The organism is Chryseobacterium sp. SC28, from assembly GCF_003932955.1.
In the GTDB taxonomy this organism is placed as follows: Bacteria; Bacteroidota; Bacteroidia; order Flavobacteriales; family Weeksellaceae; genus Epilithonimonas.
Window position 1 is genome coordinate 45227 of sequence record NZ_QOVY01000001.1, and the last position, 23997, is coordinate 69223.

Consider the following 23997-nt stretch of genomic DNA (forward strand, 5'->3'; position numbering starts at 1 on the left):
GCTTTAATTGAACAAAACAAAATGAAATACTTAAAATTATCTGGTTTAGAACCTTTAATCATTACACCGGAATCCAACTTCATCAACGTTGGCGAAAGAACCAATGTTGCAGGTTCCAAAAAATTCCTTCGACTAATTAAAGAAGAGAAATTTTCCGAAGCGCTTGATATCGCCCGTCATCAGGTGGATGGTGGCGCCCAAATTCTGGACGTCAATTTCGATGACGGCTTGCTCGATGGAAAATACTGTATGGTAAAATTCTTGAATTTAATCGCCTCCGAGCCCGATATTGCGAGAATTCCGATAATGATAGACTCCTCAAAATGGGAAATTCTGGAAGCTGGCTTGCAAGTCGTTCAGGGAAAATGCGTCGTAAACTCCATCAGTCTGAAAGGTGGAGAAGAAGATTTCATCAGACAAGCGAAAATCATCAAAAGATACGGAGCGGCGGTGATTGTGATGGCATTCGATGAAAAAGGACAGGCCGACACTTATGAACGAAGAATTGAAATTTGCAAAAGAAGTTATCAAATTCTCACAGAAATTGTAAAATTCCCCGCCGAAGATATTATTTTTGATTTGAACATTTTCCCAGTGGCTACCGGAATGGAGGAGCACCGCCGCAATGCCATTGATTTCATAGAAGCCACGAAATGGGTTCGAGAGAATTTACCTTATGTCTCTGTTTCAGGCGGCGTTTCCAACGTTTCATTTTCATTCCGAGGAAACGATTCGGTGAGAGAAGCAATGCATTCGGTATTCCTTTATCACGCCATCAAAGCGGGAATGAATATGGGAATCGTAAACCCTACAATGCTGGAAGTTTATGACGAAATTCCAAAAGATTTGTTAGAATTGGTAGAAGACGTAATGTTCGACAGAAGAGAGGATGCTACCGAAAGATTATTAGATTATTCCGAAAGAGTAAAATCCACCAAAAAAGAAAAAACCGAAGATTTATCTTGGCGAGAAATGCCTTTGCAGGAAAGAATCACGCACGCTTTAGTGAAAGGAATCGACCGATTTATAGAAGAAGACGTAGAAGAAGCCCGAAAGCTCACCGCCAGACCGCTAGACGTGATCGAAGGAAATTTAATGACAGGAATGGGCGTAGTGGGCGACCTTTTCGGAAGTGGAAAAATGTTCTTGCCTCAGGTTGTAAAATCTGCCAGAGTGATGAAAAAAGCGGTAGCTTATCTTCAGCCTTTCATCGAAGCAGAAAAAGATGAAAAGCAAAAAGCCAACGGAAAAATCCTAATGGCAACGGTGAAAGGCGATGTTCACGACATCGGAAAAAATATCGTGAGTGTGGTTTTGGGCTGCAACAATTACGAAATCGTTGACCTCGGCGTGATGGTTCCTGCCGAAAAAATCATCCAAACAGCGATTGATGAAAAAGTAGATGTAATTGGCCTAAGCGGACTAATTACCCCAAGTCTGGACGAAATGGTACACATAGCCGAAGAATTAGAAAGACAAAATCTTGATTTTCCATTGATGATTGGTGGTGCTACCACTTCCAAAGCACACACCGCCGTGAAAATCGCCCCAAAGTACAAAAATACCGTAGTTCACGTGAACGATGCTTCCCGGGCAGTGGGCGTGGTTTCGCAACTGTTAGATAGAAATTCGGTGCAGTATCAACAAGAATTAAAAGCCGAGTCCGACGAATTTCGAGAAAAATTTTTGAACAGACAGGTAGACAAAGAATATGTTTCGATAGAAGACGCCAGAAAGCAAAAATTTAAAATAGACTGGGAAAACGAAACCATTTTCACACCGAAAAATACAGGCATTCAAATCATCGAAAACCAAAACTTAGAAGAATTAATTCCTTATATCGACTGGAGTCCATTTTTCAGAAGTTGGGAATTATTCGGAAAATATCCTCAGATTTTAGAAGATAAAATAGTTGGCGAACAGGCCACCGAACTTTTTGCAGATGCACAGAAAATGCTCCAAAAAATCGTGGAAGAAAAACACCTAACTGCGAAAGCTATTTTCGGAATTTTCCCCGCAAATTCGACAGAAAAAGACGACATTGAACTGAAAAAAGATGATGAAACTTTTGTTTTCAGAACGCTTCGTCAACAACATAAAAAAACCGAGGGCAAAGAATATATGGCTTTAAGCGATTTTATCGCTCCGAAAACTTCGGGAAAACAAGATTACGTGGGCGCTTTTGCCGTAACCACGGGTTTCGGAACTGATGAACTATCCCAGAAATACGAAGCCGAACACGATGATTACAGCGCAATTATGGTAAAAGCCATTGCGGACAGATTGGCAGAAGCTTTTGCGGAATTTTTGCACAAAAAAATACGAACCGAAATTTGGGGATATTCCGAGGACGAAACCCTGACAACTGATGATTTGATTTCCGAAAAATATGTAGGAATCCGCCCGGCGCCCGGCTATCCTGCGTGCCCAGATCATTTGGAAAAAAGCACGATTTGGGAACTTTTGAAAGTGAAAGAAAATATTGATTTAGAATTGACGGAAAGTCTGGCAATGTTTCCTACGGCATCCGTTTCGGGCTATTATTTTGCAAATCCAAAAGCAAAATATTTCGGTGTTGGGAAAATTGCACAAGACCAACTGAAAGATTATGCCGAAAGAAAAAATATAGATATCGAATTGGCTAGAAAATGGCTCGCTCCGAATTTGGCGGATTAATAAAAGAATTTTAAACCTTTAATTTTTAAATAAAATAATGAAAATTACCGACCATATAAAAAACGCCAACGGCAAAACGCTTTTCTCTTTCGAGATAGTTCCGCCACAAAAGGGCGTCGGAATCGCAGATTTATATCAAAACATCGATCCTTTGATGGAGTTCAATCCACCTTTTATTGATGTGACGACTTCGCGCGAAGAATACGTTTTCATCGAAAGGGGCAATGGCCTAATGGAAAGAAAGATCACCAGAATGCGTCCTGGAACTTTGGGGATTTGCGCCGCTATTCAGCATAAATATAACGTGGATACCGTTCCTCACGTTCTTTGCGGCGGATTTACCAAAGAAGAAACCGAATATCTTTTGGTAGATTGTATGTATTTGGGAATCAATAATATAGTGGCGCTTCGCGGCGATGCGATGAAAGGTGAAAAATATTTTGAACCCTCCAAAGGTGGTCACAAATATGCTTCGGAATTGGTAAAGCAGATTCACGATCTTGGCACGGGAAAATATCTTCACGAAGAAATCCAATGTGATGACAGCAGCAGTTTCTGCATTGGTGTAGCCGGCTACCCCGAAAAACATATCGAGGCGCCTTCTATGAAATACGACCTTCAAATGCTGAAGAAAAAAGTGGACGCCGGCGCAGATTACATCGTGACTCAAATGTTCTTCGACAACCAGAAATATTTTGATTTTGTAAAGCAAGCCCGCGAAATCGGCATCGATGTTCCGATTATTCCGGGGATCAAACCGATTGCTACCAAAACTCACTTGCAACTGCTGCCTCAGGTTTTCAATATCGATTTGCCCGAAACGCTGATCTCAGAAGTTCTGAAATGCAAAACCAACAACGATGTGCGCGAAGTTGGCGTGCAATGGGCTATCAGCCAATGCAAAGAACTTTTGGATTTTGGCGTGCCGGTACTGCATTTCTATTCGATGGGAAAAAGCGATAATATCCTTAAAATAGGAAGAGCGGTTTTCTAAAATGAAAAAAATGCAAATCTTTTTTTACTTATTCAAGAAAGTCACCAATTTAATAAGATCCGCTTCTTCGTTCATTTTTATTTTGTTGGTTTTGATAAAATCTTTGGCCACATCCTTTTTATCGGCCGGCAAAGCGTTGATGAGATCTTCTGCTTTCTTGGTAATCTTAATGAAATTATCTTCAGTTTTAATAAAATAAATCGGTTTTTGAAGATCAAATCTTGCAGGGGAGCCGGCAATCATAGTGTTGGGAGCAGGCATCTCCGGACTATAACTTACAGCCATTTTTTTAAGCAACGTATTCCTTCCTTCTGCTAAAAGCAAAAAATATCCCGCAACGCCTGCATCATCATTCAACAATATGAATGTTTCATTACTTGGTATGAAAGTAATTTTTGAAAAGGCATTATTCCTTGGAATAGCATAAATATCACTATCGTTCAAAACTTCAAAAGCGTCCTTATACATATTATATCTCACAGATAAAATATTTTCTGCATCACCTACTTTTGCTTTAGAAAAGCCTGATTTATAAAAAGGATCTCCTTGGATATCAGAATATTTTAAGACCGCTTCGCCATTATTAATTTCATCAATAACCTTGCTGAAGCGCGCTGTTCTTGCCATTTCGCCTACACTGATCTGTTGTGCCTGCACAAATATGACACCGAAAAATAAACTTGCCGAAATGATGATAGGTTTCATTTGTTTTGAAATTTCAGTAAAAATACAGTAAAGTTCGGGATAAAAAAAGAATTATAACAGGATTAATAAAAATTTATGACAATGATTTCCTGACTATGATCCTTAATATTGAAATTTATAAAACTTAAAGATTATCATTATTTTTACAGCTCAAATTTTACTATGAAATTATCAGGTCCTTTCAGGCAAATTGTTACATTAGACCATCTTCCATTGAAGGGAAAATTAAGAGACGAAAATCTCGAAATCATCACGAATGGCGGAATTCTGACAGAAAATGGACAAATTTTGGAAGTTGGAAATTATGATTTCATAAAACAAAAATTTCCTCAAAGTGAAATCGATTTGGTTGAAAATCAGCAAATTGCAATTCCGGCTTTTGTAGATGCGCATACGCATATTTGTTTCGGAGGCGGTCGCGCGAACGATTTTGCCATGCGGAATTCCGGGAAATCCTATCTCGAAATCGCAGAATCCGGCGGCGGAATTTGGAGCTCTGTTCTGCACACAAGAGCAGCTTCCGGAGGTGAACTCACGGATGGAATTCTCAAACGTGTGCGTTTTTTATTGAAGCAAGGCATCACCACCATCGAGATCAAAAGCGGCTACGGATTGAATGTTGACGAAGAACTCAAAATGCTGCGCGCCATCAAAAAAGCACAGACCAAAACCGATGCAACGCTGGTTCCTACTTGTCTGGCGGCGCATCTAAAACCAAAAGATTTCGAAGGATCTTCTCAGGATTATCTCAATTATATTATCGAAGAAATATTACCGAAAGTAAAAGCAGAAAAACTGGCCAATCGTGTGGATATTTTCGTAGAAAAATCGGCATTCCAGCAAGAAGAAAGCAAGGAATTCCTTTTGAAAGCGAAAGAATTAGGTTTCCAAATTACCGTTCACGCCGATCAATTTACATCAGGCAGTTCGCGAATTGCGGTAGAAGTGGGCGCCAAATCTGCAGACCATTTGGAAGCAAGCATCGACGCAGATATTGAATTTTTAGCCAACTCAGAAACTGTCGCAATTGCTTTGCCTGGCGCGAGTTTAGGTTTAGGTGAGCCTTTTTGTCCTGCAAGAAAAATCCTCGACAATGGCGGCATCCTAGCCATCGCCTCCGACTGGAATCCCGGCTCTGCGCCGATGGGCCAACTCGTGACGCAAGCTTCGATTCTCGCCACCTATCAGAAATTGTCCACCGCCGAGGTTTTGGCAGCTCTCACTTTTCGCGCCGCTTATGCTCTGGATTTGCACGATCGGGGTATTCTCGCAAAAGGGAAAAAAGCAGATTTCGCGATCTACGAAACGGACAATTTCCAAAATATACTTTACAATCAAGGAAGCTTGATTCCATCAAAAGTTTACATCAACGGAAAATCGGTTTTATGAAAAAAGAAAGAGACAGCATTATTTTTGACTTGGACGGAACGCTTTGGGATGCTTCCGAAACCGTTGTTTGCGCTTTTAATGACAGCATCAAGGAAATAGGTTATGAAGTTCATCTGGCGGCTTTGGACATCCGGAACTTTTCCGGGATGAAGATGGATGATATCTTTGCGCAGCATTTTAATTTTATCCCGAAAGAAAAACTACCCGAATTTATAGAAATCTACAGCAAAAAAGAGAAAGATTATTTGAGCAAAACGGGCGGAAAATTATTTCCCGATATCCCGGAAACGCTGGAAAAACTCAGCAAAAATTATAAACTTTTTATCGTCAGCAATTGTATGGCGGGATACATCGAAACCTTTTTGAATTACCACCATTTTAACAAATATTTCACCGATTATGAGTGTTTTGGAAACAACAAATTGCCCAAAGACGAAAATATACGGTTGATAATTAAACGAAATGAACTTCAAAATCCGGTTTACGTGGGCGATACCATCTGGGACAAAGAATCCTGCGACAAGGCCGGTGTAGATTTCATCTATGCGGCTTACGGTTTTGGCAAAATCGAAAACCCGGAAATTAAGATAGAAAAATTCGCAGATTTGCTAAAATTTTTCGCATCCCGATAACTTAAAAAGACGTAAAAATCGGATTTTAAGCGGATTTAAAAACTTTTTTGTTCCTCTCATATTTCTGCGGAAACGTACCGGCTCCGGCTCATGGTATTTTTTCGCCATTGAATAGTTGGTATTGGCGGAATGTTTTTTTAACCTCATCGAGGCTGTAAAACGCTTGCCTTTTGTTTAATTTTCAGATACTTTTATAATCTTTCCATTGTTTCACTTACATTCTCTGTGATGAAGTCTATAAACGGCTGTTTGCTGTTTTCCGTCTGAGCGGTTTCCAACGCACCGTAATATTTTAAACGACTTTCTGTATCGCCTTTCAGTATGGCAATAGGAAAACCGTTTTGTAATAAGATCAAATTCATCAAAAGGCGAGAAGTTCGTCCATTGCCGTCTATAAATGGGTGTATAGTTACCAATCTTTCGTGCATTTCTGCGGATAGTTCTATTTGTTGCTGTTGTGTCGTTACAATCTGACCCAGTCCTAAAAAGCCTAAGAATAATAGAATAATCAGGTAAAATTTTGTTTTCATAGTATGGTTTTTAGTTTATGAATTTTTTATCAAAGCGACCTTCGGTAATAGTGACTTTACTATTGTTACCATTTATATTGTTAGCGGTGAAACTAAAACTTCCAGAAATTATATTATTATCTTTATCAAATTTGGTGATATTTAATATTCCATCATTATTACCAATGCCAACATCAAACACTTGAGATTGATTTTCATATCGGCAGGCTGTAACAGAATATGTTTTAGAAGTAATCTCATTACTGTCAGAAATATTGATGACAATTCTGTTGCTTGTATCATTCACTTGTCTTAATACTATTTGTAGTTGATATGTATTATTTACAAATTCGTACTTGGTATTATTTCCTCCAGGGTTAAGATCTGGTGACTCGATTTTTGCTACCCAAATATTATTGTCTATTAAGGCTCCGCCAGTATTTTTACCTGATTGCGTTGCATCAGGAAGCGTGTTTTGGTTAGGGACATCATCATCTTTACAGGATGATAAAAGGCCAATACATAAAAGGCCTAAAAAAAGAAAGTTTTTCATGATATTATTTTGTTTGGATATTATGTTAAAGATAGATAATAATTACAAATAATAAATATTAAATTTTTAATAAATGAGAAAAATCATTACAGATTATGTTAATGGTTTCATTGTTTTAGTATGATGAAAAGCAATTTTATGGTAGTAAGATTGTAAAAGATATCAAGATGTATCGCTAGTGAAAAAAATCTAAAATATTTTTACTGTGTGCCTTGCAAAAGTAAGACAAAATTGTCGATGCGATGAAGAGCATCAATATTTTTATATCATATTTTGTGTCAAAAAATCTAATGTGCAAAACTATGCTCTGCAATAATGTATTACTATAAATTTAATTAACAAAAAACACACCCAATAAATTACTGGGTGTGTTTTTGGGTGTAAACACTGTAATTCTCTGATTTTAAGTGTTGAATGTGGAGTTGGAGGGATTCGAACCCTCGTCCAAACAAGCAATACGTAAGATTTCTACATGCTTAGTTTGCTTTTGATTTTCGGGTAAAAGCAGAGAGCAAACGCCCAACTTTTACCTTATCTTCTAAAATTTTCGTTCCCGAACCGAAGATTTTCGAGACTTATTTCTGCATTGCTATGCCCCAGAATCAAACGCCGCAGAACAGAGCGTTTGTGAGACATCTTGCTTCCCTACTGTCTTCAGGAAAACGCTTAGAATCCTACTAAACTTCGGATTAAGCTGCAAGAGCGAACTCTTCGTTGCCAGTTAAAAGTGTGTAGCAAGGGATTTAAGAGATCGCGCTACGGTTCTCTGCATGCTTACTTACCCATTGACCTTGCTGTCGAAACCAGTCAACCCCAATTTTCAAAATAAGACAACAAATTTACGCAAAATTAATTTACCAAAAACTATCAACCAACAACTATCAACTATCAACTATCAACCAACAACTATCAACTAACAACCAACAACCACGAACCATATTCGGGCGTATCCCTCGCCACCGCATAGTCACCCGCTCGGGTCGGGCTGTCCGTTGCAATCTTTTTATGTGGCAGCCGCTTAGATCAGAGCCGGAGCGCGGCCCAAGCCACATAAAAAGGATTTTCACTACCATCCCTTACGCAGCTTCGCAAAAATCCAGCCTTCCCAATATTTGACTTTTACACACACAACCAAAATATCAAAAAAATCTTTGCGCACTTTGCGTTAAAAAATAAAAACTTCAACCTTTTGCTGAGCGAAGCGCCCTTGCGAACCTTAAAAATATTTTCAAGAATGTCAAAAAAATCTTTGCGCACTTTGCGTTTAAAATAAAAACTTCAACAATTACTGAGCAAAGCGCCCTTGCAAACCTTAAAAATATTTTCAAGAATGTCAAAAAAATCTTTGCGCACTTTGCGTTTAAATAGAAACATCAACCATTTCTGAGCAAAGCGCCCTTGCGAACCTTAAAAATATTTTCAAGAATGTCAAAAAAATCTTTGCGCACTTTGCGTTAAAAAATAAAAACTTCAACAATTACTGAGCAAAGCGCCCTTGCAAACCTTAAAAATATTTTCAAGAATGTCAAAAAAATCTTTGCGCACTTTGCGTTTAAAAATAGAACATCAACCATTACTGAGCAAAGCGCCCTTGCAAACCTTAAAAATATTTTCAAGAATGTCAAAAAAATCTTTGCGCACTTTGCGTTTAAAATAAAAACTTCAACCATTGCTGAGCAAAGCGCCCTTGCAAACCTTAAAAATATTTTCAAGAATGTCAAAAAAATCTTTGCGCACTTTGCGTTTAAAAATAGAACATCAACCATTACTGAGCAAAGCGCCCTTGCAAACCTTAAAAATATTTTCAAGAATGTCAAAAAAATCTTTGCGCACTTTGCGTTTAAAAATAAAACTTCAACCATTGCTGAGCAAAGCGCCCTTGCGAACCTTAAAAATATTTTCAATAAGATCAAAAAAATCTTTGCGCACTTTGCGTTTAAAATAAAAACTTCAACCATTACTGAGCAAAGCGCCCTTGCAAACCTTAAAAATATTTTCAAGAATGTCAAAAAAATCTTTGCGCACTTTGCATTAAAAAATAAAAACTTCAACCATTGCTGAGCAAAGCGCCCTTGCGGACCTTAAAAATATTTTCAAGAATGTCAAAAAAAATCTTTGCGCACTTTGCATTAAAAAATAAAAACTTCAACCATTGCTGAGCAAAGCGCCCTTGCAAACCTTAAAAATATTTTCAAGAATGTCAAAAAAATCTTTGCGCACTTTGCGTTTAAAATAAAAACTTCAACCATTGCTGAGCAAAGCGCCCTTGAGAACCTGAAAAATATTTTCAAGAATGTCAAAAAAATCTTTGCGCACTTTGCGTTTAAAAATAGAAACATCAACCATTGCTGAACAAAGCGCCCTTGCGGACCTTAAAAATATTTTCAATAAGATTAAAAAAATCTTTGCGCACTTTGCGTTTAAAAATAGAAACATCAACCATTGCTGAACAAAGCGCCCTTGCGGACCTTAAAAATATTTTCAATAAGATTAAAAAAATCTTTGCGCACTTTGCGTTTAAAAATAGAAACATCAACCATTGCTGAACAAAGCGCCCTTGCGGACCTTAAAAATATTTTCAATAAGATTAAAAAAATCTTTGCGCACTTTGCGTTTAAAAATAGAAACATCAACCATTGCTGAACAAAGCGCCCTTGCGGACCTTAAAAATATTTTCAATAAGATTAAAAAAATCTTTGCGCACTTTGCGTTTAAAAATAGAAACATCAACCATTGCTGAACAAAGCGCCCTTGCGGACCTTAAAAATATTTTCAATAAGATTAAAAAAATCTTTGCGCACTTTGCGTTTAAAAATAGAAACATCAACCATTGCTGAGCAAAGCGCCCTTGCAAACCTTAAAAATATTTTCAATAAGATTAAAAAAATCTTTGCGCACTTTGCGTTAAAATCGGTTAAACTTTTTATTAGCTCATCATATCAAACTATTTTACAGTAATTTTGCACCAAACAAGATTTCTTGAAACTCAAAGTACTCTTTCTCCTATCAACTCTTTGCTCGATATTGGCATTCTCACAAACAGATTATGTGTTGGGAAACATCGCCAACGAAAATGGAGACAAATTGCCCAACGCCAGCATCGTGAACTTGCGGACAGAGCAAGTGGTAATCTCGGATTTTATGGGCAACTTCGTCATCGCCGCGAAACCATCCGATGAACTTCGGGTGGCGAGGCAAGGCTATGAAAGAAAAAATCTGATATTAAATGCCGAAGATTTCTCCAAAAGCATCAATGTCAAACTTTTCACCATTCCACAAGAAATTGAAGAAGTAAAACTCACATTCCGCCCGACGGGAATCCTCAAAAAAGACGTCACCAGACTCAATCCCCCGCCCAGAGTCGCTGCGCTCAATATGGCTATGAATCTTTATATGAAAACGCCGCCATACGGAGTTACTCCAAAGGCTACAACGCCTTCCGCCTTCAAACAGCCCGATCTATCCGCTGGGCAGCTGAATGTTTTAGGATTAGCAAATGCAATTGGTGGATTAATAAAAAAAGCGGGCGAATCGCCAAAAACCACAGCCAATTATTCTGAGAAGCAGGAGTTTTACAAGCGCGTCAAAGCGATTGTCAATATGGATTATTACCTTGGTTACGGATTAGACGAATACGACTTCGATATTTTTCTGGCGTACGCAGACGAATCTTATGACCTTGCAAAAAATTACCGGAAAAACTTTAACAAAGCAGCAATCGATTTTAAACTCAAAGAAGCCTTCGCCGAATATCTCAAGACGCACAACTTTTCCAAAAAAACCTCTGAAAGTTAATATTTTGGCCTCTTTACTTGCCACCTTCTTTCCCGAAATTCCACTATTCTTTTTTGGTTGTTTAATGAATAACCGCGTACTGTAATAGCAAATAGTGGCGTTGTTTACATTAAATCCGAGTGTTTTATATACTTTCGATCTTGCTATTGAGCACAAATTCCCTATTCATCCACGTTTTGGTCTAATGTGGAAAACTTTTGCTCATGATTGTCAGTTTTTTGACACATTTTACGCTTTTGCCCTTTCATTTATAGACTTCAATTTCTATTTTTGTATTCACTTAAAAGAATAGAAAGGGCATTTCTCGAGCAGAACTGTTCTTCTGCACATCACCTCTTTTCTTGAACATTTTTAAAAATAATTGATAAAAAACGACTCATAATGGGAATTTTCGATAAAAGAATAAGCTACAAACCTTTCGAATATCCGGAAGTAATGCAATTTGTAGAAGCTATCAACAAGTCTTATTGGGTACACTCCGAAGTGGATTTTACGGCCGATGTGCAGGACTTCCATTCCCAATTGGAACCCCACGAAAAAAACGCCGTCAAAAATGCCTTGCTGGCCATCGCACAGATTGAAGTGAACGTCAAAACCTTCTGGGGTAATCTTTATGACCACCTTCCAAAGCCGGAACTTAACGGTCTTGGCGCCACCTTTGCAGAATGCGAATTCCGCCATTCCGAAGCCTATTCCAGATTGTTGGAAGTGTTGGGCTATAACGACGACTTTTTGGAAGTGGTGAACGTGCCTGCCGTGAAAAGCAGAATAGACTATCTGGGGAAAATGCTGAAACACGCCAATTCTCAGGATCCCAAATCCTATGTTTCTTCATTATTGCTTTTCAGTATTTTGATAGAGAATGTTTCGTTGTTCAGCCAATTTGCGATCATCCTGTCTTTCACGAGATTTCAAGGCTATATGAAAAACGTGTCCAACATCATCGCCTGGACCTCCGTCGATGAGCAAATCCACGCCAACGGCGGTATTTATTTGATCAACAAAATCCGGGAAGAGCAACCCGACTTGCTCACCGATGCCGACATCGAAGCAATCTACGATTTGGTGGACGAATCTCTCGAAATGGAAGCTAATATTTTGGATTGGATTTTCGAACTCGGCGAGTTGCAAAAAGTATCCAAAAAGAACCTCCTCGATTTTATGAAGTACAGAGTGGATGACTCTCTGAACAAGATTGGCATGAAAACCCGATACAACGTTTCTCCGGAAGATTATCGCCCGATGGTTTGGTTTGAAGAAGAGGTTTTTGCCAACTCTATGGATGACTTCTTCGCAAAACGTCCGGTAGATTACACCAAACACGATAAGAGTATTACCGCAAACGATTTGTTTTAAAATTAAATTCCCCTTCCCTGAAGGGGTGGCAAAAATTCAGAGAATTTTTGACGGGGTAGTTGATAAGAAAATATATTGTTATTCTTGTTATAACAAATCAAAGTATAAAGTAATTTCACTTTAGTAAAAAGAAAATTTTGAGAAACGTTTTTTTATTCTTAGAATTTTCTTTTTTATGCGAAATCGTTAAAAATGGCGAAGCGCGCCCCGGCTTGAGTGGAGCTCTTTTTCTGGCATTGCGATGTGGAAGGTTCAGATGGATAAATTCCCGTCGTTCGCAATGCCAGAAAAAAGCGGGAACGGAAGACGGATAAAGGCGCCCAAACAATTAATAAAGTAAAAAATACCAATAGCAAAAAGCTAATTGCTATCGTAAAATAAGTTGCTAATTTCCCAAAAAATATAAAATTATGATGGACGAAAATATAGATATCTGGTGGCTCAATGAAGAGTCTGAACAAATGCTGAACAGAGGCTACCTTTTGAAAGGTGAAACCGTAGATGGCGCCATCGACCGTATTACCACGGCGGCCGCCAAACGCCTGTACAAACCGGAATTGCAGCCCGCTTTCAAAGAAATGATCGTGAAAGGCTGGATCAGTTTCTCATCTCCTGTGTGGGCGAATATGGGAACGCAACGCGGTTTGCCGATCTCTTGTTTCAACGTTCACGTCCCGGATAATATCGAAGGCATCACGCACAAGTTGGGTGAGGTGATTATGCAGACGAAAATCGGCGGCGGAACGTCCGGTTACTTTGGAGAATTGAGAAACAGAGGAACAGCGGTCACGGACAACGGAAAATCCTCAGGCGCAGTTTCCTTCATGAAATTATATGACACGGCGATGGATGTGGTGTCGCAAGGTGGCGTGAGAAGAGGCGCATTTGCAGCTTACCTGGACATCGACCACGGCGATATCGAAGAATTTTTGAGTATCAAAGATATTGGAAGCCCTATTCAGAACCTGTTTACAGGCGTTTGCGTTCCGGATTATTGGATGCAGGATATGATCGATGGCGATGCCGAGAAACGAAAAATCTGGGCAAGAGTTTTGGAAAGCCGCCAGCAGAAAGGCTTGCCATATATTTTCTTTACCGATAATGTGAACAGAAACAAGCCTCAGGTTTACAAAGATGCAGGATTGATGGTGAACGCGAGTAACCTTTGTTCCGAGATTATGTTGCCTTCCACGGCTAACGAATCTTTCATCTGCTGTCTGTCTTCTATGAACTTGGAATTATTTGACGAATGGAAAGATACCAACGCCGTGAAATTGGCAATCTATTTCCTAGACGCCGTTCTTTCGGAATTCATTGATAAAACTGAAGGCAATTATTACTTGACTTCGGCAAGAAATTTTGCGATGCGTCACAGAGCTTTAGGTTTGGGCGTTTTAGGATACCATTCTTATTTGCAGAAAAACATGATTCCGTTTGAGAGTTTTGAGGCCACTCAATTCAATGCCAGAGCGTTCCGTCATATCAAAGAACAATCCGAAATCGCTTCCAAAGAATTGGCCAACATCTACGGCGAACCCGATATGCTGAAAGGTTACGGATTGAGAAACACAACTTTGATGGCCATTGCGCCAACCACCTCCAGTTCTGCAATTCTGGGTCAAACTTCTCCCGGAATTGAGCCATTTGCTTCCAACTATTACAAAGCAGGTCTGGCAAAGGGAAACTTTATGCGTAAGAACAAATATTTGGCAAAATTATTAGACGAAAAAGGTTTGGATAACGAAGAAACTTGGAGAACCATTATGCTGAACCACGGTTCTGTGCAGCATCTTGAAGGCTTGACAGCTGAGGAAAAAGCAGTATTCAAAACATTCAGAGAAATCTCTCCGATGGAGATCGTTTCTCAGGCGGCTCAAAGACAGCAGTACATCGATCAGGCACAGTCGCTGAATTTGCAAATCCCGTCTACAATGCCGGTAAAAGACGTGAACTACGTGATGATAGAAGCTTGGAAAAAAGGGGTGAAAACTTTGTATTATCAAAGAAGTTCCTCGGTTTCCAAAGAACTGATGGTCAACTTTGTGACGTGTTCTTCTTGCGAAGCTTAAGCGACAGATACGCATAAGTAAAATAATAAAAACCATTTCGTTTAGAGCGAGGTGGTTTTTATGTTTTCAAGTACTAGTCTCGCGCATGAAAATCATTTTAATATTGTCCTTATAATTTTATTTCACCGTGTGAGCGGATTTTTTTAACTTCCGTCCCGACGCAAGACTTGCCCAAGATTCTCGGCACTGAGTAGTATTTTTTTCACTGGATGCGGGATCCTATTTAGAGCAATTATAAATTATTCAAATTTATAGCATTGTGACGAAAGTCAGTAATTTTCCTTAAATTTGATGACTGTTTTTATTTTAAATTTGTGGGTATTTATGGAGATTCTCTTTCTAATGATTATCTGCAGCGTTTCGCTGGCAGTTATTTTCCTGATTATTTTCATAATCGGCGCCAGAAAAGGACAGTTTGAAGATGATGAATCACCGGCAGTCAGAATGCTGTTTGACGACGAAATAAAGACAGAAGAGGAGCCCGCTGCTCCGCAAAAAAAATAAAAAGAATAATTGCTATTTGTAGATATGGAAACACAAAAATTTAGTTATGACAACGGGATCGTTCGCGCTTTTCTTATTGCGACGGTAGTTTTCGGTTTAGTCGGTTTTTTATTGGGACTTACGGCCGCGTTGTTACTATTTTACCCGGAATTGCCGGAATTTTTCTTGGGAACAGATGACCCGACCATCCGGACGCTTCGCAGCGATGGATTGCAGGGTTTGATCAATTCTCAAGGCGCATTTGGATTTGGGCGTATTAGAATGCTTCATACCAGTGCCGTCATTTTTGCATTTGTCGGGAACAGTTTCTTTTGTGGAATATATTATTCATTGCAGCGATTGCTGAAAACAAGAATGTGGAGCGATACACTGTCTTGGATTCATTTTTGGGGTTGGCAATTGATGATTGTCTCTGTAGTGATCACGTTTTTCATGGGTATCAATACCTCTAAAGAATATGCAGAACACGAGTGGCCTATCGATATTCTTATTACCGTGGTTTGGCTCGTATTTGGTCTCAATATGTTTGCGACCATTGCTATTAGGAGGGTGCGGCATTTATACGTGGCGATTTGGTTCTACATAGGAACCTGGGTTGCGATTGCAATGCTTCATATCTTCAACAACTTAGAAGTACCCCTTTCTTTCGCAGGTTGGAAATCTTATTCTGCCTATGCCGGTGTGAAAGATGCTTTGGTCCAGTGGTGGTATGGTCACAATGCGGTGGCATTTTTCTTGACCACCCCCGTTCTTGGGTTGATGTATTATTTCGTACCGAAAGCTGCCGATCGACCGGTTTTTTCTTACAAATTGTCGATTATTCACTTTTGGTCGTTAATATTCGTCTATATATGGGCCGGTCCTCACCACTTGCAATACACGGCTTTGCCGGCTTGGGCACAAGCCTTAGGTACGGGATTTTCTATTATGCTTATCGCCCCATCTTGGGGAGGGATGCTAAACGGTTTGCTCACATTAAGAGGAGCTTGGGACAAAGTAAGAGAAAATCCGGTTCTGAAATTCTTCGTTGTAGCGGTAACTTGCTATGGAATGGCTACTTTTGAAGGGCCGCTTTTGGCTACAAAAACGGTGAATAAGGTCGGGCATTTTACAGATTGGGTTATTGGTCACGTACATATCGGCGCTCTTGGTTGGAACGGATTTATGGCATTTGGAGTCATTTATTATCTTGTTCCAATTATGTGGAGAACCAAACTGTGGTCTGTGAAATTAGGCAACTGGCATTTCTGGCTGGGAACTTTCGGGATTATTTTCTATGCTGTTCCTTTATACATTTCAGGATTTACACAGGGATTAATGTGGAAACAGTTCAATCCTGATGGTACTTTGGTTTACAAAAACTGGCTGGACACCGTGACAGCAATTCTGCCATATTACAAACTGCGATTTGTAGGCGGATTGTTGTATTTTTCAGGGGCATGCTTGATGGTGGTTAATTTAATCGCAACAGCCAGAAAGGGCTCTTTCCAAAAAGAAGTACCTGCAGAAGCACCAGCTTTGGCAAAAATTAACGGTAACAGAAAAGAAGGCGAAACCTTCCATCTTTGGCTGGAACGGACTCCTTTTTACTTGTCGTTGTGCGCTTTTATTGCGTTGGCAATTGGTGGCGTATTAGAAATTATCCCTACAATATTTGTGAAAGATAATGTTCCTACCATCTCCGCTGTGAAGCCCTACTCCCCTTTAGAATTGGAAGGTAGAGATCTTTACATTCGGGAGGGCTGCAATGCGTGCCACTCGCAGATGATTCGGCCTTTCCGCGACGAAGTTGTACGCTTCAACGGCAAGAACGGACAATATTCCAAAGCAGGAGAATTTATCTATGACAGACCTTTCTTATGGGGTTCCAAAAGAACAGGTCCGGATTTGCAAAGAGAAGGTGGTGCAAGACCGGATTCTTGGCACTTCAAACATATGTACAACCCACGATCCACTTCTGCGGGTTCTATCATGCCAAGATATCCATGGCTGATTGAAAATACATTGGATAGAAGCAAGACCAAAGCAAAATTGGAATTGATGAAAAACACTTTTGATGTCCCATATACAAAATCGCAAATCGATTCTATGGATGCCTGGATGGATCATCAGGCTGATAGGATTGTGAAAAATGTTTTCTCGGAGGCAGACGATGTTAAAAAATCATTTGCCGAAGCTAAGGCCAACAAAGCCAAATCGGGAGAAAAATTTGTACCGCTTGAAAAGCGCGAGATCGTGGCTTTGATATCATATTTGCAAAGACTGGGAACAGATATCAAGACCACAGAAGTCAAAACAGCCAGCAATTAATTTAAAATCAAATGATTCCTCAAAGTTTTAAAGACATCATCGCCAATGTGGAAAATGCAGGTTTGTTTCAGACCATTGCAATGATTGTCTTCATTTTGTTCTTTGTTATAATGATCTACGTGGTAATGAGCAGGCCAAAGAAATATTATAAGGAAGAAGAAAATGCACCTTTGGAAAAAGATGATGAAGAGGATAAATTTACTTTATAATAAAAAAATAAATAATAAGTCATGAAAAGACGAACACCTATTTATATTAATATTTTAATCGTTTTGGGATTACTGCTGGTACTGTTCTACATGTTTGCTCAGACCTCCGATTTCCTAACCAGCAAGTTTTTCCTAGGAACCGCGCTGATCAGCATCATTGTCGTATTCATACAATCAGCCATTGGTGATCTGATCGAAAACGAAAAATTTAAGAAATTGACCGAGGAAGAGAAAGCCGCTTACCTTGCCGAGAAAAAAATCCCCTACCTCCGATATCTATGGAATGGTGCTTTCAAAAGCCAATCTGAAAAAGAAGAAAAGGACATCCTTATCGACCACGGATTCGACGGCATTATGGAACTAGACAATCAGCTTCCGAAATGGTGGCTGGGTCTCTTCTATTTTGGAATTGCCTACTGTGCTTTGTATATGGCATCTTATTTCTTAACAGACTTTGCACATCCGGAGAAAGAATACGAACAAGAATACAGAGAGCAAACTGCGGCCATCACCGAATATATGTCAACGGTAACGCAGCCCACTTTGGAAACCGCTGTCTTCTCCGAAGATAATGTAGAAGCCGGCAAAGCCGTTTTCGAGACCAACTGTGTCTCTTGCCACGGCGAAGGTGGAAAAGGAGGAATAGGACCTAACTTAACCGATAATTTCTGGATCAACCAAAAAGAAAAAACATTATTCAAAAATATTTTCTGGATGGTCGAAAACGGAAGTCCAAATAATCCGACAATGCAGGCTTGGGGTAAGAACGGCGTTCTTTCAGGATTTGATATACAAAATGTGGCTGCTTACGTCTACCATATCAATCAGGAACAAGCTCCCATTACGCCTGCACAAGGTGGCGCCGCTCCGCAAGGAACAGAAGCCCATTGGGAAAAAACCAAATAAAATCATATAAAAAAAGAGATTGTTAAAAATATCGTTCTCCTGAGAATGATGCAAAAATGAAAACGGATCCCGTTTCATTTTGATAAACAGTCTCTTTTTTACATAAAATATTATGAGTACTACAGAAAAAAAATACAACGAGGCGGAAAGCTGGGTCGTAGAAGCTGAAACATTCAGAGACTCTGTAGGTACAATGGACAATACCGGCAAGAGAAGGTGGGTATTTCCACGAAAACCTAAAGGAAAATATACCAATTACAGAACCCTGGTAAGCATCTTTTTATTAGCGATCCTGTTTACCGTCCCCTTCTTTAAAATCAATGGCAATCCGGTTTTGATGCTGAATATCATCGACCGCCAATTTTTTATTCTCGGACAACCGTTTTATCCTCAGGACTTTTTTATTCTTGCCCTCGGAGCCATTGTTTCATTAATCTTCATTATTATTTTCACCGTCGTATACGGAAGGATATTCTGCGGTTGGATCTGCCCACAAACGATTTTTTTGGAAATGATATTCCGCAAAGTGGAATATGCAATCGAAGGCGACCGGAATAAACAGATCCGGCTGGACAATCAGCCTTGGAACGCAGAAAAAATCTGGAAACGATCTTTGAAGTGGTTTATATTTATTCTGATTTCCGTTTTCATTACGCACATTATGTTTATGTACATCGTAGGCTATGAAGAGGTTTTAAACATCATGAGGCAAGGCCCTTTCGAAAAACCCACCAATTTTTTGGTGATGATTCTTTTCACCTCCGCATTTTACTTTGTATTTGCTTGGTTCAGAGAACAGGTTTGCACGATGGTCTGCCCCTACGGCAGGCTCCAAGCTGTCCTTATCGACAAAGAAACCATCAACGTTTTTTACGACTACAAAAGGGGCGAAAACCGAGCTAAATGGAAAAAAGGCGAAGACCGAAGAGCGGCTGGCAAAGGAGACTGTATCGATTGTAAACAGTGCGTCGTGGTCTGCCCCACCGGAATAGATATCCGAGACGGGCAGCAACTGGAGTGCGTCAACTGTACTGCTTGCATCGATGCGTGCGACGAAGTGATGGTGAAAGTGGGCTTTCCTCCCGGACTCATCCGCTATGCCTCCGAAAGAGAAATTGAAGAGCAGAAAAAATTCAATTTTTCCGGTAGGATGAAGGCTTATACAGTTGTCCTTTTGGCATTGGTAGTTTTCTTAGGCGGATTGTTGTACAACAGAGGTAGTATGGAGGCCAAATTCCTAAAACCGCCGGGTTCTACTTTCTTCGTAAGAGACGGGAAGATCACCAATACTTATAACTATACATTCCTTAATAAATCGAACGAGGACAAAACCGTTATCATAAAAATCATCGAACCTGAAAATGGCGAAATATCATCCGGCACTTCCAACAGAATTATTATGAAACGGGGTGTCATCAGCAAAGGAACCATCAATATCAGCTTCCCCGAAAGCCAAATAAAACTTTCAAAACAAAATCTGAAATTGGGAGTCTACGATATGAATGGCAACTTGCTGGATTCCTACACCACCTATTTTGAAGGACCCTTTAAATTCCAATTTTAATCAGTAATTCATGAAAAAACTAAATTGGGGGCACGGGTTGGCCATCGCACTCGGCTGTTTCATACTTTTCATCCTCTTTTTAATCTTTATTTTCCCCATCGGAAAGCAAAATGCAGAGATGGTGTCAGATAATTATTACGAAGAGGAACTAAACTATCAGGAGGTAATCGATGCAAAAAATAACGCAGCGAAATTAGAAAAAATACCCTCTTACCAAGCTACCCGCGAAGGCATCCTAATGACTTTCCCGGAAACTATCAAAGCGGACGACAACAAAGTAAACTTCATTTTGTTCCGCACAGACGACGCTAATCTCGATGTGAAAAAGGAAGTCACGCTGCAACACAATACATTCCTTATTCCTAAAAAAGTGATCTCTAAAGGATCTTACACTCTGAAAATCAAATGGAAAGAAAATAAAAAACCATATCAGGTAGATTATGACATCTTATGGAAATAGCACTCATCATATCGGCACTTGGTCTGGGGTTCGCATCCGGGTTCCATTGCATCGGTATGTGCGGTCCGATTGCTTTATCAATGGGATTGGCGAAAAATCAGAAAGCTAATTTTTACCTTCAGAATTTGACTTATCAATTCGGAAGGATTCTCACTTATTCTGTTCTCGGCGCTATCTTGGGGATCATCGGTCAAAGTTTTGAATTGGCCGGATTTCAAAAATATCTGACCATTTTGGTCGGAATTTTATTGATTGTGATGGCAATTTTTTCTTTTGGAGGAAAGGATTTTGCGGCAAGAATCCCTTTTGTTTCAAGAGGTTTATTGAAGGTAAAAATGAAACTCGGTAAGATTCTTCAACGCCCTGATTACAAATCGCGCTTCACAACCGGGATTCTGAACGGGCTTCTGCCTTGCGGAATGGTTTATATGGCTCTCACAGCTTCCTTAGCCGCAGGCGGGATCTGGCAAAGCTCCCTTTTTATGTTTCTTTTCGGATTGGGAACTTTCCCGTTTATGTTCGCGGTCGTTTACTTAGGAAATTTCATCACGACAGCTTTCCGAGTAAGGATTTTAAAAGTCATTCCCGTGATGATGATTATCTTGGGTGGATTATTCGTTTTGAGAGGCTTGGAATTGGGGATTCCTTACGTTTCTCCACATTCCGAATCTTTACACGTCAACCATTCTACTGACGGTTTTCATACGGATCATACAAATTGTCATTAGAATTCCAAATTATTACAAAAAAAATCGGCCAGTTGACCGATTTAATTTTTTTAGAAAGTAACCTCCGCCGTTTCTTTTCCTTTCTGGAAATTGAGGGTTTTCAAAGTGCCTTTGTAAGTGATATTCACGATATTGACTTGTTTTGGAAACTGCCCGATTAAAATACTGTTTCTTATTTTCAAACTTGAAATGTCGGAAATGCCATTCGCTTCATAATAAACCCAAACGGATTCTCCATTGACTTGGCTTCCCGTGAAAGTTAATTCTTTGGCAGCGCCGTTGATAGCAATATCGACATTATTATTAACATATTTTTTCACTTCTGCTTCAAAGCCTGCTGTTGCCGGATCTATTTTCACCGCTTGCGCGATATGAGAAGTATTGAGTTTGGTGGTGAATTTCAAAGTTTTGGTGCCATCGATGTAATCTACCTTGGTCATCGAGGAAAAGAAATCCGAAGCGGCAAAACTGAGAACAGAAACCAACACAATCCCGAGAGATAATATAAGTAGTAATTTTTTCATTTTAATTTAATTTAAAATTAATATTGTTAAGGATTTATGATTAATAGGGTCAAATAATATGCCACCGCTTAGAAATTGACGCTCACCGAATATTTGTCATAGAAAGCTTTGATGTGGGCAACCGCATCGTCGGCATTATCAACGATTCGGAAAAGTGACAGATCGCGCTCCGCAATCAAACCTTCTTTCAGCAAAGTAGTTGTGAACCAATCCAACAGTCCGTTCCAAAACTCGCTTCCTACCAGTACAATTGGGAATCTGCCTATTTTGTTGGTTTGGATTAAGGTCAATGCTTCAGACAGTTCGTCCAAGGTTCCGAAACCGCCCGGCATTACCACAAATCCCTGCGAATATTTCACAAACATTACTTTTCTTACAAAGAAATAATCGAAATTAATCGCATAACCTTTGTCCACGTACTGATTAAAATGCTGTTCGAAAGGCAAGTCGATATTCAGTCCGATGGATTTTCCTTTGCCGTGTGCGCCTTTGTTCGCCGCCTCCATGATCCCCGGCCCGCCTCCGGAAATGACACCAAAACCGATTTCCGTGATCTTCCTTGCGATGTCGACCGCCATTTTGTAATACATATTATCTTCCTTCAGTCGGGCAGAGCCGAAGATGGACACGCAAGGCCCTATGCTCGCCATCTTCTCGTAGCCGTCCACAAATTCGGACATTATGCGGAACACCATCCAACTGTCTTTGGTAATGGTTTCGTCCCAAGTTTTCTGCCTAAAACTTTCCTTTAGTCTTTTGTCGTCTCTGTTTTCTGTCATTTGAATATTCTTTCTGCCTCGATGATGGATTCCGGTCTGCCAACATCCACCACATTCGAGCTGTGTTGGTAGCCAATGATGAGGTCTTCTTTCATCAGATCCATATATTCGTCCATAATAGAGAATTTTCCGGTTCGGGTTATCTTGTCAAAAATCTCCGAATTCACACAATGAATACCGCTGAATGCCAATTCTCTCAACTTGAAAATCCCGCCCACCACTTTTTTTTGGTTCGTCAATAAATTTCTCCAGCCTTTCAGGAACATTTTCTCATTGAACATCAGTTTTCTCGAACTTTCTCTGTCCGACACGGCCAAAGTTACCATTGCACCTTTCGTTTCGTGAAGCCGGACAAAATTGCTGATATTAAGATCCGTCAAAATATCGACATTCGTGATTAAAAATGTTTTCTCATTTTCCAAAAATTTTTTCGCAAATAATAATCCGCCGCCGGTTTCCAGAAGTTCTTCGTGCTCGTTGGAGATTTCTACATTCGCCCCGAAGTTGTCGTTCTCCGCCAAAAAAGCCAAAATCTGCCCGCCGAAATGGTGAATGTTGATTACAAAATCATTAATGCCAAAACTTTGCAGATACTTGATATTTCTTTCGAGAAGCGGAACACCGTTCACTTTTGCCAAAGCCTTCGGATGTTCATCGGTAAAAGGTTTCAGCCGCGTCCCCATTCCTGCAGCAAATATTAATGCTTTCATATTTTAAAAATAGCCATAATAATTGATGGTTACAAAATAAGAGATTAAGAATCGATTTCTAATTGTCGCTTATCGGTGATAGATTGTGATTGAATTGCTCATCGTGAAAAATCGAAACTTCCGTTTCGGGATATTTTTCCTTAATAAATTCGGCCGTTTTGAGAGCCGAATAAACGGAGCGATGCTGCCCGCCGGTGCAGCCAAAATTAATTTGCAGATGCTGAAAACCGCGACTCAAATAATTTTCTATACTGATGGAAATAAGCTCATACACGGCTTTTAAGAAGTTTGGCATTTCGGTTCTGGTTTCCAAGAACTTCTGCACATCGATATCTATTCCGGTCTTTGCCTTGTATTCTTCTATTCTTCCGGGATTCAGGATTCCGCGACAATCGAAGACGAATCCGCCGCCATTTTCGGTTTTATCCTTTGGGATACCTCCTTTTTTGTAAGAAAAACTATGAATCTCTATTTTGAGTTTGTTCTGCATCCAATCTAATTTTTCCGTAAAGTTACTTTTTTTAATTTTCTTTGAAAAATCTAAGTATTCTGAATTTAAAATTTAATTTTGCATATTAATTGATCTCAGAGCGTCAACATCAATCAAAAAGCTTACTTTTAAAAT

At 39.6% G+C, this 23997-nt stretch carries 23 protein-coding genes and 1 other RNA gene; 16 read left to right on the forward strand and 8 right to left on the reverse strand.

The annotated features are described in order from the left end of the window. The first annotated feature begins 21 nt into the window (after window positions 1-21). On the forward strand, window positions 22-2676 hold the full coding sequence (gene metH / locus DTW91_RS00205; protein WP_125201407.1) for a methionine synthase: 2655 nt from the start codon (window positions 22-24) through the stop codon (window positions 2674-2676). Between the two features lie 37 nt (window positions 2677-2713). After that, complete coding sequence (gene metF / locus DTW91_RS00210; RefSeq protein WP_125201408.1) at window positions 2714-3670, forward strand: methylenetetrahydrofolate reductase [NAD(P)H]; 957 nt, start codon at window positions 2714-2716, stop codon at window positions 3668-3670. 24 nt (window positions 3671-3694) lie between these two features. On the opposite strand, the gene DTW91_RS00215 is transcribed toward metF, so the two are convergent. Continuing rightward, on the reverse strand, window positions 3695-4375 hold the full coding sequence (locus DTW91_RS00215) for a hypothetical protein (protein ID WP_125201409.1): 681 nt from the start codon (window positions 4373-4375) through the stop codon (window positions 3695-3697). Window positions 4376-4537: 162 nt separating this feature from the next. Between DTW91_RS00215 and hutI the strand changes: the two genes are divergently transcribed. After that, on the forward strand, window positions 4538-5764 hold the full coding sequence (hutI, locus tag DTW91_RS00220) for an imidazolonepropionase (RefSeq protein ID WP_125201410.1): 1227 nt from the start codon (window positions 4538-4540) through the stop codon (window positions 5762-5764). Next, window positions 5761-6396 (forward strand): HAD family hydrolase, encoded by a 636-nt coding sequence (locus DTW91_RS00225; protein ID WP_125201411.1) that lies wholly within the window; start codon window positions 5761-5763, stop codon window positions 6394-6396. The genes hutI and DTW91_RS00225 overlap by 4 nt, the downstream gene beginning before the upstream one ends. 191 nt (window positions 6397-6587) lie before the next feature. Here DTW91_RS00225 and DTW91_RS00230 read toward each other — a convergent pair whose 3' ends face one another. From DTW91_RS00230 to ssrA, 3 genes are all read right to left on the reverse strand, one after another. Continuing rightward, window positions 6588-6926, reverse strand: coding sequence for a Fic family protein (locus tag DTW91_RS00230; RefSeq protein ID WP_125201412.1), 339 nt, complete (start codon window positions 6924-6926; stop codon window positions 6588-6590). Between the two features lie 10 nt (window positions 6927-6936). Continuing rightward, window positions 6937-7458: a hypothetical protein gene (locus DTW91_RS00235; protein ID WP_125201413.1), complete on the reverse strand. Its 522-nt coding sequence runs from the start codon at window positions 7456-7458 to the stop codon at window positions 6937-6939. 414 nt (window positions 7459-7872) lie between these two features. Continuing rightward, window positions 7873-8273: a transfer-messenger RNA gene (gene ssrA, locus DTW91_RS00240) on the reverse strand. An 854-nt stretch (window positions 8274-9127) separates the two neighbouring features. Here ssrA and DTW91_RS00245 point away from each other — a divergent pair. The 12 genes from DTW91_RS00245 to DTW91_RS00300 all read left to right on the forward strand — a co-directional run bounded on the left by DTW91_RS00245 (window position 9128) and on the right by DTW91_RS00300 (window position 21359). Continuing rightward, window positions 9128-9403 (forward strand): hypothetical protein, encoded by a 276-nt coding sequence (locus DTW91_RS00245; protein WP_125201414.1) that lies wholly within the window; start codon window positions 9128-9130, stop codon window positions 9401-9403. 788 nt (window positions 9404-10191) lie between these two features. After that, window positions 10192-10416: a hypothetical protein gene (locus DTW91_RS00250; protein ID WP_125201415.1), complete on the forward strand. Its 225-nt coding sequence runs from the start codon at window positions 10192-10194 to the stop codon at window positions 10414-10416. Between the two features lie 21 nt (window positions 10417-10437). Beyond that, window positions 10438-11253, forward strand: coding sequence for a hypothetical protein (locus tag DTW91_RS00255; protein ID WP_125201416.1), 816 nt, complete (start codon window positions 10438-10440; stop codon window positions 11251-11253). Between the two features lie 381 nt (window positions 11254-11634). After that, window positions 11635-12609, forward strand: a complete 975-nt coding sequence (locus DTW91_RS00260) for a ribonucleotide-diphosphate reductase subunit beta (protein ID WP_125201417.1) — start codon at window positions 11635-11637, stop codon at window positions 12607-12609. Window positions 12610-13022: 413 nt separating this feature from the next. After that, window positions 13023-14678 (forward strand): ribonucleoside-diphosphate reductase subunit alpha, encoded by a 1656-nt coding sequence (locus tag DTW91_RS00265; protein WP_125201656.1) that lies wholly within the window; start codon window positions 13023-13025, stop codon window positions 14676-14678. Between the two features lie 324 nt (window positions 14679-15002). Continuing rightward, window positions 15003-15182, forward strand: a complete 180-nt coding sequence (ccoS, locus tag DTW91_RS00270) for a cbb3-type cytochrome oxidase assembly protein CcoS (protein ID WP_125201418.1) — start codon at window positions 15003-15005, stop codon at window positions 15180-15182. Between the two features lie 24 nt (window positions 15183-15206). After that, window positions 15207-17492 (forward strand): cytochrome-c oxidase, cbb3-type subunit I, encoded by a 2286-nt coding sequence (gene ccoN, locus DTW91_RS00275; RefSeq protein ID WP_125201419.1) that lies wholly within the window; start codon window positions 15207-15209, stop codon window positions 17490-17492. An 11-nt stretch (window positions 17493-17503) separates the two neighbouring features. Continuing rightward, window positions 17504-17701: a CcoQ/FixQ family Cbb3-type cytochrome c oxidase assembly chaperone gene (locus DTW91_RS00280; protein WP_125201420.1), complete on the forward strand. Its 198-nt coding sequence runs from the start codon at window positions 17504-17506 to the stop codon at window positions 17699-17701. Window positions 17702-17722: 21 nt separating this feature from the next. Then, a complete protein-coding gene (locus DTW91_RS00285) occupies window positions 17723-18607 on the forward strand; it encodes a c-type cytochrome (RefSeq protein WP_125201421.1) in 885 nt (294 codons plus the stop codon). A 112-nt stretch (window positions 18608-18719) separates the two neighbouring features. Beyond that, the gene (gene ccoG, locus DTW91_RS00290) at window positions 18720-20171 is read left to right on the forward strand and encodes a cytochrome c oxidase accessory protein CcoG (RefSeq protein ID WP_125201422.1); all 1452 of its coding nucleotides are present in this window, start codon (window positions 18720-18722) and stop codon (window positions 20169-20171) included. A gap of 10 nt (window positions 20172-20181) precedes the next feature. Further along, window positions 20182-20631, forward strand: coding sequence for a FixH family protein (locus DTW91_RS00295; RefSeq protein ID WP_125201423.1), 450 nt, complete (start codon window positions 20182-20184; stop codon window positions 20629-20631). Further along, window positions 20622-21359: a sulfite exporter TauE/SafE family protein gene (locus DTW91_RS00300; protein ID WP_125201424.1), complete on the forward strand. Its 738-nt coding sequence runs from the start codon at window positions 20622-20624 to the stop codon at window positions 21357-21359. The genes DTW91_RS00295 and DTW91_RS00300 overlap by 10 nt, the downstream gene beginning before the upstream one ends. A gap of 50 nt (window positions 21360-21409) precedes the next feature. Here the strand turns inward: DTW91_RS00300 and DTW91_RS00305 are convergent, their stop codons facing one another. The 4 genes from DTW91_RS00305 to DTW91_RS00320 all read right to left on the reverse strand — a co-directional run bounded on the left by DTW91_RS00305 (window position 21410) and on the right by DTW91_RS00320 (window position 23862). Further along, window positions 21410-21883, reverse strand: coding sequence for a DUF6702 family protein (locus DTW91_RS00305; RefSeq protein ID WP_125201425.1), 474 nt, complete (start codon window positions 21881-21883; stop codon window positions 21410-21412). A gap of 68 nt (window positions 21884-21951) precedes the next feature. Beyond that, window positions 21952-22662 carry a TIGR00730 family Rossman fold protein gene (locus DTW91_RS00310; RefSeq protein ID WP_125201426.1) on the reverse strand — a complete coding sequence of 237 codons (711 nt, stop codon included), beginning with the start codon at window positions 22660-22662 and terminating at the stop codon, window positions 21952-21954. Further along, window positions 22659-23372, reverse strand: a complete 714-nt coding sequence (locus DTW91_RS00315) for an NDP-sugar synthase (protein ID WP_125201427.1) — start codon at window positions 23370-23372, stop codon at window positions 22659-22661. Before DTW91_RS00315 ends, DTW91_RS00310 begins: the two co-directional genes overlap by 4 nt. A 58-nt stretch (window positions 23373-23430) precedes the next feature. Further along, a complete protein-coding gene (locus tag DTW91_RS00320) occupies window positions 23431-23862 on the reverse strand; it encodes an RNase adapter RapZ (RefSeq protein WP_125201428.1) in 432 nt (143 codons plus the stop codon). Window positions 23863-23997: the final 135 nt, after the last annotated feature.

Coding starts and splice junctions, on each gene's coding strand:
- metH (WP_125201407.1), top strand. CDS start 22: ATGAAATACTTAAAATTATCTGGTTTAGAACCTTTAATCATTACACCG.
- metF (WP_125201408.1), top strand. CDS start 2,714: ATGAAAATTACCGACCATATAAAAAACGCCAACGGCAAAACGCTTTTC.
- DTW91_RS00215 (WP_125201409.1), bottom strand. CDS start 4,375: ATGAAACCTATCATCATTTCGGCAAGTTTATTTTTCGGTGTCATATTT.
- hutI (WP_125201410.1), top strand. CDS start 4,538: ATGAAATTATCAGGTCCTTTCAGGCAAATTGTTACATTAGACCATCTT.
- DTW91_RS00225 (WP_125201411.1), top strand. CDS start 5,761: ATGAAAAAAGAAAGAGACAGCATTATTTTTGACTTGGACGGAACGCTT.
- DTW91_RS00230 (WP_125201412.1), bottom strand. CDS start 6,926: ATGAAAACAAAATTTTACCTGATTATTCTATTATTCTTAGGCTTTTTA.
- DTW91_RS00235 (WP_125201413.1), bottom strand. CDS start 7,458: ATGAAAAACTTTCTTTTTTTAGGCCTTTTATGTATTGGCCTTTTATCA.
- DTW91_RS00260 (WP_125201417.1), top strand. CDS start 11,635: ATGGGAATTTTCGATAAAAGAATAAGCTACAAACCTTTCGAATATCCG.
- DTW91_RS00265 (WP_125201656.1), top strand. CDS start 13,023: ATGGACGAAAATATAGATATCTGGTGGCTCAATGAAGAGTCTGAACAA.
- ccoS (WP_125201418.1), top strand. CDS start 15,003: ATGGAGATTCTCTTTCTAATGATTATCTGCAGCGTTTCGCTGGCAGTT.
- ccoN (WP_125201419.1), top strand. CDS start 15,207: ATGGAAACACAAAAATTTAGTTATGACAACGGGATCGTTCGCGCTTTT.
- DTW91_RS00280 (WP_125201420.1), top strand. CDS start 17,504: ATGATTCCTCAAAGTTTTAAAGACATCATCGCCAATGTGGAAAATGCA.
- DTW91_RS00285 (WP_125201421.1), top strand. CDS start 17,723: ATGAAAAGACGAACACCTATTTATATTAATATTTTAATCGTTTTGGGA.
- ccoG (WP_125201422.1), top strand. CDS start 18,720: ATGAGTACTACAGAAAAAAAATACAACGAGGCGGAAAGCTGGGTCGTA.
- DTW91_RS00295 (WP_125201423.1), top strand. CDS start 20,182: ATGAAAAAACTAAATTGGGGGCACGGGTTGGCCATCGCACTCGGCTGT.
- DTW91_RS00300 (WP_125201424.1), top strand. CDS start 20,622: ATGGAAATAGCACTCATCATATCGGCACTTGGTCTGGGGTTCGCATCC.
- DTW91_RS00305 (WP_125201425.1), bottom strand. CDS start 21,883: ATGAAAAAATTACTACTTATATTATCTCTCGGGATTGTGTTGGTTTCT.
- DTW91_RS00310 (WP_125201426.1), bottom strand. CDS start 22,662: ATGACAGAAAACAGAGACGACAAAAGACTAAAGGAAAGTTTTAGGCAG.
- DTW91_RS00315 (WP_125201427.1), bottom strand. CDS start 23,372: ATGAAAGCATTAATATTTGCTGCAGGAATGGGGACGCGGCTGAAACCT.
- DTW91_RS00320 (WP_125201428.1), bottom strand. CDS start 23,862: ATGCAGAACAAACTCAAAATAGAGATTCATAGTTTTTCTTACAAAAAA.